The organism is Streptococcus oralis, assembly GCF_026782285.1.
Lineage (GTDB): Bacteria > Bacillota > Bacilli > Lactobacillales > Streptococcaceae > Streptococcus > Streptococcus oralis_CG.
The window spans coordinates 38,795-54,193 of the sequence record NZ_JAKUWG010000004.1 but is presented as its reverse complement, the minus strand read 5'-3'; the positions used below and the strand labels follow the sequence as shown (position 1 = coordinate 54,193).

The following is a 15,399-nucleotide window of genomic DNA, read 5'->3' as shown; positions in this document are numbered from 1 at the left end:
TACGTATAATTTCCGGTTTTTCTTTCTTAAATAAGCCTTCTATCATCTTCTTTTCAAAGTCTGTTAGATTTAACATAGGCCTCACCCCTTTCTAGGGTATCTATCGTACATTTTCAAGAAATAGAATCATTGAAAATGAAGTTTTCTAAGGAAGTCATTTTCCTTATGTTTCTACTATATCACATTGGTCAGTAAAAGTCAATAACTTTTTGACCAAATTTGACTATTTTTAAAATTTTTTAAGCACACAAAAAGCCAGTCATATCGACTGGCTTTTCTCTATTCCAATTGAATCTTAGCTCAATGCATCATCCATTGAAAGAACTTCGTGGAAGACACGTTGTGTCAATTCAGTTTTTTGTTCTGGAGTGAGGTATTTAGTGTTTACACAGTATCCAGAGATACGTACGATAACGTCTTCACCTGACATGATCTTTTCGTAAACATCGTTCAAGTCCATAACGTTCAAGTTAACGTGTTGTCCACCGTTTTCGAAGTAACCATCAAGGATTGTTACCAAGTTGTCCACTTGTTCGTCACGAGTCTTACCAAGAGCGCGAGGTGAAACTTGAGTTGTCAATGAGATACCGTCAGCTGCATAACCAAAGTCAAGGCTAGCAAGTGAGTTCAAGTTTTGCAACCATCCACCTTTAGCTTTGTTAGATGGGTTAGCACCTGGTGAGAAGAATTCAAGTTTAGACAAGTTCACAGAACCATCTTCGTTGAGGTATACACCTTTGTGGACTGGTGAGTTACCAGTTTGTTTAGAGTAAGCAACGTTAGATGTGATTGTCAAAAGTGATACTGTAGCTTCTGCGTCTTTGTAAAGTTTGTGGCTACGTAAACGAGTTGTGTAAGCTTCGATCAACCATTCTGCCAATTCGTTTGAACGTGGGTCATCTTCACCCCAACGTGGGTATTCACCGATTGTTTCGTAATCGTAGATGTAACCATCTTCATCACGGATTGGTTTAACGGTAGCGTATTTAATTGCTGACAATGTATCAACAGTGTTAGCAAATCCACAGATACCGAATCCCATGTTGGCACGTTGTTTAGTTGGCAAGAAGGCCATTTGAACCGCTTCGTAGTTGTACTTGTCAGTCATGTAGTGGATGATGTTCAAAGCATCTACGTAAGTGTCAGTCAACCAGTCAAGAGATTTTTCGAAGTTGGCTTTAACTGATTCGAATTCAAGAACTTCGTCACGGATAGGATCGATGTCAAATACTTTGTAGTCTTTGTGAACATCGTCGTAACCACCGTTCAAACCAGTAAGAAGGGCTTTAAGAACGTTTACACGAGCACCGAAGTACTGGATGTTGTGGCGTTGATCTTCGTTTTCTGGGTCAAGTGGTGACACACAGCATGAGATACAGCTCATTTCTCCGTATCCGTCTTTAGCCATTGTTGTTACACCTTCGTATTGGATAGAAGAGTGTTTGTGGCTCATATGCATACAGTAGCGACGGAAGTTGTATGGCAATTTGTCAGTCCAAAGAACTGTCAAGTTTGGCTCTGGAGAGTTACCGATGTTGTCAAGAGTGTTCAAGAAACGGTAGTCCATCTTAGTAACACGGTGACGACCATCGTTACCCATACCAGCCATTGAAGTTGTGATGAAGGTTGGATCACCTGAGTACAATTGGTCATAAGCTTTTGTACGAGCAAATTTAACTGTACGAAGTTTCATAACGAAATCATCAACGAACTCTTGGATTTCTGATTCAGTAAATGTACCACGAGCAAGGTCACGTTCTGCAAAGATATCCAATACGATTGGCACACGTCCTAAAGATGTAGCAGCACCATTGATAACACGGCAGACAGCCATGAAGGCGATGTTAACCCATTGGATAGCTTCTTTCGTGTTCATCGCTGGTTTGCGGACATCAACTCCGTAAAGGTCACCCAAGCGAACAACTTGTTGCAATGCTTGGTATTGAAGGTTTACTTCTTCACGAAGACGGATTGTTTCTTCATCAATTTCTTTGATCGCATTCCAGTCGTTTACTTTTTCTTGCATCAAGTAGTCTGCACCGTAAAGAGCAAGACGTGCGTAAACACCGATGATACGTCCACGTGAGTAGGCATCTGGAAGACCAGTTACAGTGTGAGCGTGACGAGCGCGACGAATGTTTGAAGTGTAGGCACGGAAGATACCGTCGTTAACTGTTGTTACGTATTTAGTGAAGATTTCGTGAACAGCTGGATCTGGTTCGTATCCATTTTCCTTCAAAGTAGTTTCAGCCATACGGATACCACCTTTTGGCATGAAGTTCAATTTGAAGAGTTCATCGTTTTGGATACCAAAAATCAATTCGTTTTCTTTGTCGATAAATCCAGCAGGAATATCAGCAATAGATGTTGGACGAGTGTCCATTGGGAAACGAGTTTCTTCGTAGTGTGCTTTTGTTTCTTCTACGATTTTTTTGATGTGAAGTGAACGTTCTGTTGGTCCAGCAAGGAAGCTTTCATCTCCATCGTAAGGTGTGTAGTTAGCTTGAACGAAGCGAGAAATACTTGCTTTTTCTTTCCAATCTACGCCTTTGAAGCCTTCCCAAGCTTTGTCAAAAATGTCTTGTGCTTCAACAACTGTCTTAACAACCATGTTAATGTCCTCATTTTTCTTTCTAGCAACAGTCATCTGTTACATTCATGAGACCAGTATACCATACAGTAACCGATTTCAACAAGAGAAAAAAGGCTTTTTTATCACTTTCTTTTCTAATACAGTCTGTTTATCGGCACAATCTGTGTTATATATTTGAAAGAATGAGTACTCTTTTCCATTTTTTCAGAAAAAAAGGTATAATGAATAAAAAATGACATTAGAAAGGAAGCAAAATGCTCATATTTCCATTGATTAATGATTTGTCCAGAAAAATCATCCATATCGATATGGATGCCTTTTTTGCCGCGGTGGAAATAAGAGACAATCCTAAGTTAAAAGGAAAGCCTGTCATCATTGGGAGCGACCCTAGACAAACAGGCGGACGAGGAGTTGTTTCTACTTGTAGTTACGAGGCAAGAGCCTTTGGTATTCACTCTGCCATGAGTTCTAAAGAAGCTTATGAGCGTTGTCCCCAAGCCGTCTTTATCTCGGGAAATCATGAAAAATACAAAGCTGTGGGCCTCCAAATTCGAGCTATTTTTAAACGTTATACTGATTTGATTGAACCTATGAGTATTGACGAAGCCTACTTGGATGTAACTGAAAACAAACTCGGTATCAAGTCAGCAGTTAAAATTGCCCGATTGATTCAACAAGATATACGGCAGGAACTGCACCTGACTGCTTCTGCTGGCGTTTCCTACAATAAATTTCTAGCTAAAATGGCCAGCGATTACCAAAAGCCACATGGTTTGACAGTGATTCTACCTGACCAAGCCCAAGAATTTCTCAAACAAATGGATATTGCTAAATTTCATGGCGTGGGCAAAAAAACAGTGGAAAAGCTGAATCAAATGGGCATTTATACTGGCGCAGACTTATTGGATGTCTCAGAAGTCACTTTAATCGATCGGTTTGGCAGACTCGGTTTTGATCTTTATCGAAAAGCTCGAGGTATTCACAATTCTCCAGTCAAGTCCGATCGCATTCGTAAGTCCATCGGCAAGGAGAAAACCTATGGTAAGATTCTTCATGATGAAGAGGACATCAAAAAAGAGCTGACCCTTCTCTCCGAAAAGGTAGCTCTCAATCTCAGTAAACAAGACAAAGCTGGAAAAATCATTATCCTAAAAATACGATATGCTGACTTCTCCACTCTAACTAGACGAAAAAGCCTCCCACAAGCTACACAGGATGCTAGCCAGATTTCTCAAACTGCCCTTCAACTTTACGAGGAACTAGATAAAAAAGAAAAAGGTATCCGTCTATTAGGAATTACAGTGACAGGATTTTAAAAAGCTTGAAGGAGTCCCCCTTCAAGCTTTTTCTTATACAAATAAACGCACAAAACTATAAAGCAACAAGACGCTACCGAGTACAATACGGTATTTCCCAAAGAGTGTAAAGTCGTGCTTCTTCACATAGCTAGTCAAAAAACGAATAGCAACCATGCTGACCGCAAAGGCTACTCCCATAGCAACCAAGAGCAAGAATAGTTGACCAAAACTCAAGAGCTGACCTGCCTTAACAAATTTGAAAATCTTTAAAGCGCTAGCTCCAAACATAACAGGGATTCCGAGGTAGAAGGTGAACTCAGTTACAACAGAGCGACTCGTTCCATTCAACAACCCACCGACGATAGTGGCACCTGAACGACTTGTTCCTGGGAAAAGGGCAAGGACTTGGAAAAGACCAATGTAAAGGGCTGTTTTATAAGGCAACTTGTCTAACTCAGTTACTGTTGGTTCGATAGCTTGCGCCTTATTTCGTTTTTCAAGATAGATAAAAGCAACCCCATAGATAATCAGCATGATAGCAACCGAAACCATGTTATGGAAGTTGGCATCAAACCAATCATCCAATTTAAAAACCAATAGCAAAGGCAGGGTCGCAACGAAAACTTTTGACCACAACTGCCAAGTTCGACGAACTTCGACCTTATTTTTACCAGGTTTGAAGGGATTGAGCTTGTTAAAGTAAATTACCATAACTGCTAAAATGGCACCTAGCTGAATGACAACATTAAACATGGACATGAAAGCTTCATTTTGGTCCTTGTATTGTACAAATTCTTCAACCAAAATCAAGTGACCAGTACTTGAAATCGGCAACCATTCTGTAATTCCTTCAACAATCCCAAAAAAGATTGACTTCAAAATTTCAATAAAATACATACATTACTCCTTTTTCTGTTCTCTATTATAGCACAATTTCGGATATTGCGATAGATTTTTTAGAAGGCGCCGATACTACCACCGCCTCCGCCTCCTGAGAATCCGCCACCAGACGAACCACTTCCAGAAGAGACGGAGTAGTTGCTTGCTGTGTTTGCAATACTAGCATAGTGACTCATTTGAGCAGTTGAATGATAAAACAAACTGTGCCAGCCATAGGCTACGTAAAGATTGATATCTGGGTTCTCAACTTGAATCTGATAAGATTTCATCAAATGGCTCACCTTGTCCGCATAACCAAATAAAGTAGCATAGACAAGGAGGCGATTCCAAAGAACAATACTCTCTAATTCTGCCTTGTCTAGATGAGCGATATCGCGAAGCATGTTTTCAAAACTAGTCCAGAGATAGTATGCTTCTAGTCCTTCCTCGTTTAAAACACCATCACGAGTATCAAATCGGGTCGTCCAATAATAGACGGTAGCTAACATCAAGCTCACAAACCCAAGGATAGGAAGTGGCAGAGAAAGGTACCCGTGAGCATCCAAACTATACAAGAACCAGCCAAAACCAACGAAAGCAGGTAAAAGCGTAGAGACGCCTATCATCAATCGCAAGATTTTTTCTCCATTACTCAGTGGACGATAATAATCTGGAAGGTGCAAAGAGGAAACCCGCTTTCTCACCCCATCCTGCATCTGCTTCAGAGCTTGCTCGAAAGACGACTTAAGCTTACGTCCCGTTTTCTGAATCCGTTTTTCATCAGCTGCTTTTGCACCTTGGTAAAGACTAGTTGACACTTGGTAATCTGCAAACAAATCTGAAACAAGCACTTCTTCTCTTCCTGAAAAGGCCAAATTAAGGCAATCTTTTTCAAAACTTGCCAATCCTTTTTCTTTTACGACTTTTAAACGGACCTCATCTCCATTTGAGATGATTGAAACATTTCCACGGTCAATCACGTCCAATAAAGTGGCCTGAACGAGTTGGTCAAAGGTGAACTTCCCTCCTCCCTTGGTTAAGGGGCTGACTTCCTCTAAAGAAGTGGAGTAAACAGCTTCCGATAAAACCATCGGTTCTAAATCTATTGGCGGTTCATAGAGACGGTGATTTTTAGCATATTTCTTCGATGGGGAGGTTTTTCTTCTGTAAATGCAGTATAAAACAACACTAAAGACTAAAGAAAGCGAGAGTAGCAAAGGGATGATCCACGTAACCAGAGCTTTGCTTTGAGCTTTTTCAGCAGTAATGGATTCCTCTATTTTTTCAAATTCTACTAAACGATTGCCCTTCAATCCCTGATCCAAAGCTGTTTCAAAATCTTTTCTAGGCCAATATGCATGCAATTCAACCCCACGCTGACGAGGTAAGTTCTGTAAATGAACACGATAATCACCATCTATCTTCTCTACATTGCCCTCTGTAAAGAGTTTCCCTGTATGAAAGAACAATTTTTTTGCTCCATTAAAGCCCATTACCCGAAACTCAAAATTTTCGATAGGTTCTGAACTATCCGTCAAGGGCTGCCAATTAAGTTCCGCGATATCATCATATAGAAATAAGAGATTTTTTAGTTGCCATGTGATTACCACTTCAACGGTATCCCCCTCTTGGCCTGGATTATACACTTTTACAGTATAACCTTCCGATTCTTCTATCACTTCACTGTTGACATTTTCAATGGCAGCAGCATTTTTCCATACCTGAAGCTTCGGACTGGAATCTATTTCAAAGCCCTTTGGCATCTTACCAGCATGGCCAAGTCCTACTAGTTGTCCATTAAAGTCTTCATCAAAATAGTAGACTACTTTCTCCCTAAATTCTGCTGTATTATCTGCATGAATATACAAATCACCTTGATAAGAGCGAATCTTGAAATCAACCGCAAAAACAGAAAGTGGTAAAATACAAAACAAGCTAAATAAAATCAAGAAAAAAGCCTTTTTCACAACACAATCCCCCTTTTTATCTTTGCTATCATTATATCATTTTTTATAAGTAAAGGCTTACTTGTATTGAAAATCTGAGCGTTTTTCGATACAATAGAGAGAAGTCATTTTTAGACTAGAAATAGGAGAAAACATGAAAAAATTATGCTTATCTATCCTTGCTAGCCTAGCCCTTACACTGGGACTAGTTAGCCAGGTCCAAGCTGACGAATATTTACGCATCGGGATGGAGGCAGCTTACGCCCCCTTCAACTGGACCCAAGACGACGATAGTAACGGCGCTGTCAAAATTGACGGTACCAACCAATATGCCAATGGCTACGATGTCCAAATCGCTAAAAAGATTGCCAAAGACCTAGGCAAGGAACCTTTGGTCGTTAAAACTAAGTGGGAAGGACTTGTTCCAGCCCTTACTTCTGGTAAAATCGATATGATCATTGCAGGTATGAGTCCAACGGCTGAACGCAAACAAGAAATTGCCTTTTCAAGCAGTTACTATACTAGTGAACCTGTTCTATTGGTCAAAAAGGACTCTGCCTATGCCAATGCCAAATCTTTAAACGACTTTAGCGGAGCAAAAATCACATCACAACAAGGTGTTTACCTCTATGATTTGATTTCCCAAATCCCTGGCGTCAAGAAAGAAACCGCCATGGGGGACTTTGCTCAGATGCGCCAAGCACTTGAAGCAGGTGTTATCGATGCCTATGTTTCAGAACGCCCTGAAGCCCTGACCGCTGAATCTGCGAACTCTAAGTTTAAGATGGTCCAAGTAGAACCAGGTTTCAAAACTGGAGAAGAAGATACAGCTATCGCCATTGGACTTCGTAAAGATGACAATCGTATTAGCCAAATCAATGCCAGCATTGAAACCATTTCAAAAGACGACCAAGTTGCCTTGATGGATCGTATAATCAAAGAGCAACCAGTGGAGGCGACAACAACGGAGGAAGAAAGTAGTTTCTTTAGCCAAGTCGCTAAAATTCTTTCTGAAAACTGGCAACAACTCCTGCGTGGTGCTGGTATCACGCTCTTAATCTCCATTATCGGAACCATCACAGGTCTGATTATCGGGCTTGCGGTAGGAGTCTTCCGAACAGCCCCTCTATCTGAAAACAAGGCCATCTATGGCTTGCAAAAGCTACTTGGCTGGATCCTCAATGTCTATATTGAAATTTTCCGTGGTACCCCAATGATCGTTCAATCTATGGTTATCTACTACGGGACAGCACAAGCCTTCGGAATCAATCTCGACCGTACACTGGCAGCCATCTTCATCGTTTCAATCAACACGGGTGCCTATATGACAGAAATCGTCCGTGGAGGTATCCTAGCAGTTGACAAGGGACAATTTGAAGCAGCAACCGCTCTCGGTATGACCCACAATCAAACTATGCGTAAGATTGTCCTACCGCAGGTCGTTCGCAATATCTTACCTGCTACTGGTAACGAGTTTGTCATCAATATCAAAGATACCTCTGTCCTAAATGTTATCTCTGTGGTAGAACTCTACTTCTCTGGTAATACTGTGGCCACCCAAACTTATCAATACTTCCAGACATTTACAATCATCGCCGTGATTTACTTTGTCCTCACCTTCACAGTGACCCGTATTCTACGCTTCATCGAAAGACGCATGGACATGGATACCTACACTACAGGTGCTAATCAAATGCAAACGGAGGACTTGAAATAATGACTCAACCCATTCTTGAAATTAAATACCTCAAAAAATCCTATGGACAAAACGAAGTCTTAAAAGACATCTCTCTGTCAGTTCACAAAGGAGAGGTTATCTCCATCATCGGGAGCTCAGGAAGCGGAAAATCAACCTTCCTACGTTCTATCAATCTACTTGAAACACCGACTGAGGGGGAAATTCTCTACCGAGGAGAAAACGTCCTTGCAAAAGGCTATGACCTTACTCACTATCGTGAAAAACTCGGTATGGTTTTTCAATCCTTCAACCTCTTTGAAAACCTCGATGTTCTCGAAAATACTATCGTCGCCCAAACGACTGTCCTCAAAAGAGAACGCTCTGAAGCTGAAAAAATTGCCAAAGAAAATCTTGAAAAAGTTGGCATGGGTGAACGCTATTGGCAAGCCAAACCGAAACAACTCTCTGGTGGCCAGAAGCAACGTGTAGCCATCGCTCGCGCCCTCTCTATGAATCCTGATGCCATCCTCTTTGATGAACCAACCTCTGCCCTAGACCCAGAAATGGTTGGTGAAGTCCTTAAAATCATGCAAGAACTGGCTCAGGAAGGATTGACCATGATTGTCGTAACCCACGAAATGGAGTTCGCCCGCGATGTCTCTCACCGTGTCATCTTTATGGATAAGGGCGTCATTGCTGAGGAAGGCAAGCCAGAAGACCTCTTCACAAACCCTAAAGAAGAACGGACGCGAGAGTTTCTTCAGCGCTATCTCAAATAACAAACAAAGACTGCATAAAATATGTAGTCTTTTTACTAACTCTTTGCCAAACAAAAGGCAGATCCATTTTAAGAATCTGCCTTTAAGCCTAGTTTAATCTTCAAATTTTTCATGATTCTTGTCATAAAAATCAATCAAGCCTAGGGCTGTTTCAAATGAAATATTTTTCACTTTTGCACGACCTTGTGCCAAAGCAATGATTGACATTTCACGTGCATTTGTTTCCTTAGAGATACGGTAACCTGTGATTTTCTTATCACGAACCCAGCCAACAACTGATTCTACTTTTTCAAAGTTTGATTTAGCCATGTTCTTCTCCTATTTTATTCTTTACGATACTGAAATATATCCATTCTTTTAGGATTATCCAAAAAATATCTACTTATTGAAAACAAATAATGAATTGTTATTACTTAGCTTTTAAAGCTGATAATATGCTTGTTCGTATATCTTCAACTCCATCAGGATTTGCTGGTAGGAAGATGGTGTTATTGCCCTTATTGTCTGCGAAATTATTCAAAGTATCCAAATACTGATTTGTTAATAGAATGGACATAATCTGGGCTTCCGTGAGTTCAACATTGGCTCCTTTTAATTCTTGAATAGAATCAGCAAGTCCGTCAACAATAGCCTTACGCTGTTCTGCAATCCCTACACCGTGTAGGCGATCTTTTTCTGCCTCTGCTTCTGCCGCTGTCACGATTTTAATCTTATCCGCTTCTGCGAGTTCTTGCGCAGCGACTCTCTTACGTTGAGCAGCGTTGATTTCATTCATTGATTGTTTCACTTCAGCGTCAGGCTCAACCTTCGTAATCAATGTTTTTACAATGATGTAACCATATGTAGACATTTCTTCTGCTACTTGCTTTTGAACTTCTAATGCAATTTCATCTTTTTTCTCAAATAGTTCATCCAAAGTCAATTTCGGTACAGACGAACGCAAGGCATCCTCAATATAGGATTTGATTTGAGCTTCTGGTCTCATTAGTTTATAGTAAGCATCTGTGACATTGTTCTCATTCACTCGATACTGAGTCGCCACATTCATGGTCACAAATACATTATCTTGTGTTTTTGTTTCCACGACAATCTCACTTTGCAATAGACGCAACTGCACCCTGGCCGCAATTCTATCAATTCCAAAAGGTGCTCGTACATGAATACCACTATTACTCAACTTTTGGTATTTACCAAAACGCTCGATAATAGCGACAGACTGTTGTCGTACCACATACACAGAGCTGACAATAATCGCTGATGCAATCAGCACTAGAATAAAGAGAACAAGTAAAACATGTAAAACCATGGGAATCTCCCCCTTTCGTCACCATCATTATAGCATCATTATAGGAAATTGGCAAATAATATGATAGCAAATTTATTTTAGACTAGCATATTATACAAGGTCTCATTTCCGTTCAGATTGATATAAGATGGGTCAAACTTCTCCATCCGATGAATCAATCCAGCATAATCATGCTTATCAGCAAGAGCAATCCCAATCAAGACTGGCCCTGTCCCCTTGCTGGCTCGTTTGATATATTCAAAACGAGTGATGTCATCATTTGGTCCCAAGATGTCATTTACAAACTCTCGTAGAGCTCCTGGACGTTGTGGGAAATTGACTACAAAGTAATGCTTGATGCCATCGTAAATCAAGGCACGTTCTTCCATCTCCGGCATACGGTTGATATCGTTATTTCCCCCAGAAATGATACAGCAAATCGTCTTACCTTTGATATAGTCTGATAGAACTTCCAAGGCTGCAATGCTGGCCGCTCCAGCAGGTTCGGCGACAATCCCTTGCTTAGAATAAAGATCAATCAAGGTCTCCGAAATCAAACCCTCATCTACTCCAATAAGAGTTTCAACATTCTGACGGGTTGCTTCATAAGTCAACTGCCCAACTTTCTGCACAGCTATGCCATCAGCAAATTTGTCAATTTCTTTGAGTTTAACTGGTCCTCCAGCCTCAAAGGCTGCCTTCATCGAACGGGCACCATTGGCTTCTACACCAATTACTTCGATAGCGGGATTGGTTTCTTTGATATAGGTCGAAACCCCTGCAATCAGTCCGCCACCACCTACTGGCACCAATACTGTATCAAAATCGATTGACTCTTTACGAGCTTCTTCAAGAATTTCGTAGGCTACTGTTCCTTGACCGGCCTGAACATGGATATCATCAAAAGGATCGATAAAGGTGCGGTTTTCTGACAACGTAAACTCTTGCGCTGCCTTAGCAGAAGCATCAAAGGTATCCCCAACCAACTTGATGGTCACGAAATCTCCACCAAAAAAGCGAACCTGTCCAATCTTTTGTTGCGGTGTTGTAATAGGCATAAAAATTGTCGCAGGAATCTTCATCTCTTTACAAGTGTAAGCGACACCTTGAGCGTGATTCCCCGCTGATGCACAGACCACACCACGCTCACGTTCTTCTTTTGTTAATTGAGAAATGGCATAATAGGCTCCACGAATTTTAAAAGAGCGAACTCGTTGCGCATTTTCCTTTTTCAGATAGATCTTAGCTCCATACTTTTCTGATAAATAATGATCATATTCCAGTGGTGTATTGACTACTACACCACTTAAAACTTTGTGGGCTTTCACCACATCTTTTGCACTTAGCATTGTCTCCTCCTCAAATACTTTTCAAGATAAAAAGCGAGTTAGGTACCCCCCAACTCGCCTTCTCTTTTTCTTCATAAGAATTAGTTGTAGATTTTGAATGCGTCGTCGTCGTTTTTACCAACGAAAGGCATTGCTTTGCGCAATTCTGCACCAACTTTTTCAATTTCAAGATTAGCTGCTTGTTCACGGTAAGCAGTGAGTTTTGGACGGCCAGCCTTGTAGTCATTTACAAAGTCATTTGCAAATGTACCATTTTGGATGTCTGCAAGAACTGCTTTCATGTTTTCTTTAACTTGCTCAGTAATCACACGTGGGCCTGATACATAGTCACCGTACTCAGCAGTATTTGAAATAGATTGGCGCATTTTCTTGAATCCACCTTCATAGATCAAGTCAACGATCAATTTCATTTCATGAAGAACTTCAAAGTAAGCCAATTCTGGGGCATATCCTGCTTCTGTCAAGACTTCAAAACCTGCTTCGATAAGGGCAGTCAAACCACCACAAAGTACAGCTTGTTCACCAAACAAATCTTCTTCAGTTTCTTCTTTGTAAGTTGTTTCAAGCAAACCTACACGAGCTGCTCCAACACCTTTACACCAGTCCATAGCAATATTTTTCGCATTTCCTGTAGCGTCTTGGTAGACTGCATAAAGAGCCGGAACACCAAATCCTTCTTCATAAGTACGACGTACCAAGTGTCCTGGCCCTTTAGGAGCACACATGAAGACATCTACATCTGCAGGAACTTTGATAAATTCAAAGTGAATGTTGAAACCATGAGCAAATCCAACTGCATTTCCAGCTTCCAAGTTTGGAGCGATTTCTGCTTCGTACAATTCTTGTTGAATTTCGTCTGGTGCCAAGATCATGATAACGTCAGCCAATTTAGTTGCTTCTGCTACTGTGTACGTGTCAAAGCCATCTTCTTTAGCCTTGTCAAAAGATTTACCTGGACGCACACCGATGATGACATCACGACCTGAGTCACGCAAGTTTTGCGCATGCGCATGTCCTTGTGAACCATAACCGATTACGGCGATTTTTTTACCGTCAAGCGCTGCTACTTTAACATCTTTTTCGTATTCCATTTGAACTGCCATAGTTTTTCTCTCTTTTCTATTTTTATTGCCTTATAGGCTGGTTTAACAAATTTTAGTTGGATTTTTAGTCGCGGGTAAATCCAGTTGCACCCGTACGAGCGATATTTTTAATACCGTATGGTCGAATCACTCGCAATAAAGCTTCACTTTTTTCAGCATTTCCCGTCATCTGAATAGTGATGGAGCTTGGAGCCACATCTACTACTGTTGCACGGAAAGGTTGGATAATAGCCAAGATTTCTGCACGCTTTTCAGCTGGTGCCGCAATCTTCACTAAGATAACTTCGCGCTCCAAGTGCGGTTTGTCTGTGATATCTCGAATGCGAATCACATCAATCTGACGATTCAGTTGTTTAATGATTTGCTCGACTTCATCATGAGAAGCCACATCGATAATGATAGTAATGCGAGATACATCAGGATTCTCTGTCGCACCAACTGAGATACTCTCAATGTTGACCTGACGACGAGAAAGGACACCTGTAAAACGATTGAGGACTCCTGAACGATTTTGTAGTTTTGCTGTTAACATTCTACGCATGGAACTTCACCCCCAACATCTCATGATTACTCTTACCAGCTGGTACCATTGGTAAAACCTGTTCCTTACGAGAAATATCCACCTCGATAAACATCGGCACATCCTCCAGAATGACTTCTAAATCCTTCTCTATCGTCTCTGGATTATCAAACTTATAGTTCTTGATGCCGTAAGCCCGTGCCATCAGCTGGAAGTCAGGGAGGGTGTCAAAGACTGACTCAGAAGTTCTACCCTCATAGAAGGATTCCTGCCACTGACGAACCATTCCTAGGGAATGGTTATTCAACATCACGACCTTAATGGGCACCTTGTAGATGTTTAGGATTGCTAATTCTTGGTTGGTCATTTGGAAGCCACCGTCACCGACAAAAAGGATAACTTCTTTTTCCGGATTGGCAATCTTAGCTCCTATAGCTGCAGGAACTCCAAATCCCATGGTCCCCAAGCCACCTGAAGTAACTAATTGACGCTCATTTTGGTAAGGATAATACTGAGCTGTCCACATTTGATGTTGCCCTACGTCAGTTACAACAATAGCATCCCCATTCGTCAATTCACCGATGCGTTCGATTACTGCCTGCGGTTGAACCACACGTTCTTTCTTATCATAAGAACGAACACGATTCTTGTCCTTGGTGACTTTTTCAATCCACTTTTCAGTATTGTTATGAACAGTTGGTTCTGCTAAAAGCATCTGCAAAGCTTTCTTAGCGTCCCCGACCACTGGAATATCTGCACTGATAATCTTACCAATCTCAGCTGGGTCAATGTCGATATGAGCAACCTTGGCATTTTTAGCAAAGGTCTTAGGATTTCCAGTTAAGCGGTCATCGAAACGGCAACCAATACTAATCATAAAGTCCGCTTCGGTCATGGCAATGTTAGCTGCGAAAGAACCGTGCATACCTCCCATTCCTAGGAAGAGCGGATGGCTAGTCGCAATCGTACCTTGCCCCAAAAGACTGGTCACGACTGGAATTTGGTAACGTTCAGCAAACTCATTGAGCTCGGCAGCCGCTTCTGCATAACTAACTCCGCCACCAGCTAGCAATACAGGTTTCTTAGCCTTAGACAATTGTTTCAAGATTTTCTTGATTTGCATATCATTCGGATCAAGCGTCGGTTGATAACTTGGTAAATTCACCTCTGGTGAATAGATGAAATCTGTCTCTAGAGCTGATACATCCTTTGGCAAGTCAATTACAACTGGACCTGGACGACCAGTCGTTGCGATATGCACAGCTTCCGTAATGATACGAGGAATGTCAGCCGTTTCACGGACTTGGTAATTGTACTTGGTAATGGGCATGGTAATACCGACAATATCCGCCTCCTGAAAGGCATCCTTCCCAATGCCTGCTCGAGCGACTTGTCCCGTAAAGACCAAGAGGGGAACGCTATCGCTCATGGCATCCGCGATTCCTGTAATGGCATTTGTTGCTCCCGGTCCACTCGTGACGACGGCAACGCCCAACTTTCCAGTTGATTTGGCATAACCTTCAGCTTCATGTAAACACCCTTGCTCATGGCGACCTAAGATGTGGCGTATACCTTTGAAATTATAAATCGCATCATATAAAGGCAAGACAGCCCCACCAGGATAACCAAATATGGTATCAATTCCTAAATCACGGAGGGTTTCCAAAACTAGATCCGATCCCGTCTTAGGAGCGTCTAAACTGATTTTCTCCATTGTTCCCCTTTCTCTTCTCTTAAAAATAGCTTGTTACTATCATACCATTTTTTCAAAAATTTTCAAGACAAAAGAAGCAATTTTCTGAATTTTCTATCTAAACGTGTTTTTATGAATGTTTTTCCTATTTTTATAAATATGAATAGGGAATTGAACGATTTTATTACTTCCAAATTTAGTTTAGAGTATATTTTTTAACCTTCTTTGATGTAGAACATAAAAAAGAAGCCACCATAGTGACTTCTTTCTATAGCG

12 protein-coding genes are annotated in these 15,399 nt (G+C 41.2%); 3 read left to right on the top strand and 9 right to left on the bottom strand.

What is annotated here, in order from left to right; translation table 11 throughout:
- Positions 1-295 precede the first annotated feature (295 nt).
- Complete coding sequence (gene pflB, locus MK403_RS04520) at positions 296-2,611, bottom strand: formate C-acetyltransferase (RefSeq protein ID WP_000260613.1); 2,316 nt, start codon at positions 2,609-2,611, stop codon at positions 296-298.
- A 236-nt stretch (positions 2,612-2,847) separates the two neighbouring features.
- On the opposite strand from pflB, the gene dinB reads away from it, so the two are divergent.
- A complete protein-coding gene (gene dinB, locus MK403_RS04515) occupies positions 2,848-3,909 on the top strand; it encodes a DNA polymerase IV (protein WP_268709082.1) in 1,062 nt (353 codons plus the stop codon).
- Between the two features lie 33 nt (positions 3,910-3,942).
- On the opposite strand, the gene MK403_RS04510 is transcribed toward dinB, so the two are convergent.
- Positions 3,943-4,788, bottom strand: coding sequence for an undecaprenyl-diphosphate phosphatase (locus MK403_RS04510; RefSeq protein WP_268709081.1), 846 nt, complete (start codon positions 4,786-4,788; stop codon positions 3,943-3,945).
- 59 nt (positions 4,789-4,847) lie between these two features.
- Positions 4,848-6,737 (bottom strand): DUF2207 domain-containing protein, encoded by a 1,890-nt coding sequence (locus tag MK403_RS04505; protein ID WP_268709080.1) that lies wholly within the window; start codon positions 6,735-6,737, stop codon positions 4,848-4,850.
- Between the two features lie 133 nt (positions 6,738-6,870).
- Here MK403_RS04505 and MK403_RS04500 point away from each other — a divergent pair, with 133 nt between their 5' ends.
- Together MK403_RS04500 and MK403_RS04495 are read left to right on the top strand one after the other, a co-directional pair.
- Entirely contained in the window at positions 6,871-8,433 is a 1,563-nt protein-coding gene (locus MK403_RS04500) for an ABC transporter substrate-binding protein/permease (protein WP_268709079.1), read from the top strand.
- Positions 8,433-9,173 carry an amino acid ABC transporter ATP-binding protein gene (locus MK403_RS04495; protein ID WP_268709078.1) on the top strand — a complete coding sequence of 247 codons (741 nt, stop codon included), beginning with the start codon at positions 8,433-8,435 and terminating at the stop codon, positions 9,171-9,173. Before MK403_RS04500 ends, MK403_RS04495 begins: the two co-directional genes overlap by 1 nt.
- A gap of 93 nt (positions 9,174-9,266) precedes the next feature.
- Here MK403_RS04495 and MK403_RS04490 read toward each other — a convergent pair whose 3' ends face one another.
- From MK403_RS04490 to MK403_RS04465, 6 genes are all read right to left on the bottom strand, one after another.
- Positions 9,267-9,482 (bottom strand): capsule biosynthesis transcriptional regulator, encoded by a 216-nt coding sequence (locus MK403_RS04490; protein WP_001130035.1) that lies wholly within the window; start codon positions 9,480-9,482, stop codon positions 9,267-9,269.
- Positions 9,483-9,582: 100 nt separating this feature from the next.
- Positions 9,583-10,479: an SPFH domain-containing protein gene (locus MK403_RS04485; protein ID WP_084974060.1), complete on the bottom strand. Its 897-nt coding sequence runs from the start codon at positions 10,477-10,479 to the stop codon at positions 9,583-9,585.
- A gap of 77 nt (positions 10,480-10,556) precedes the next feature.
- Positions 10,557-11,807, bottom strand: a complete 1,251-nt coding sequence (gene ilvA, locus MK403_RS04480) for a threonine ammonia-lyase IlvA (protein WP_268709077.1) — start codon at positions 11,805-11,807, stop codon at positions 10,557-10,559.
- A gap of 80 nt (positions 11,808-11,887) precedes the next feature.
- Positions 11,888-12,910 carry a ketol-acid reductoisomerase gene (gene ilvC, locus MK403_RS04475; protein ID WP_000290685.1) on the bottom strand — a complete coding sequence of 341 codons (1,023 nt, stop codon included), beginning with the start codon at positions 12,908-12,910 and terminating at the stop codon, positions 11,888-11,890.
- Positions 12,911-12,974: 64 nt separating this feature from the next.
- Entirely contained in the window at positions 12,975-13,451 is a 477-nt protein-coding gene (ilvN, locus tag MK403_RS04470) for an acetolactate synthase small subunit (RefSeq protein WP_084974056.1), read from the bottom strand.
- Positions 13,444-15,144 (bottom strand): acetolactate synthase large subunit, encoded by a 1,701-nt coding sequence (locus MK403_RS04465; RefSeq protein ID WP_268709076.1) that lies wholly within the window; start codon positions 15,142-15,144, stop codon positions 13,444-13,446. The genes ilvN and MK403_RS04465 overlap by 8 nt, the downstream gene beginning before the upstream one ends.
- Positions 15,145-15,399 lie beyond the last annotated feature (255 nt).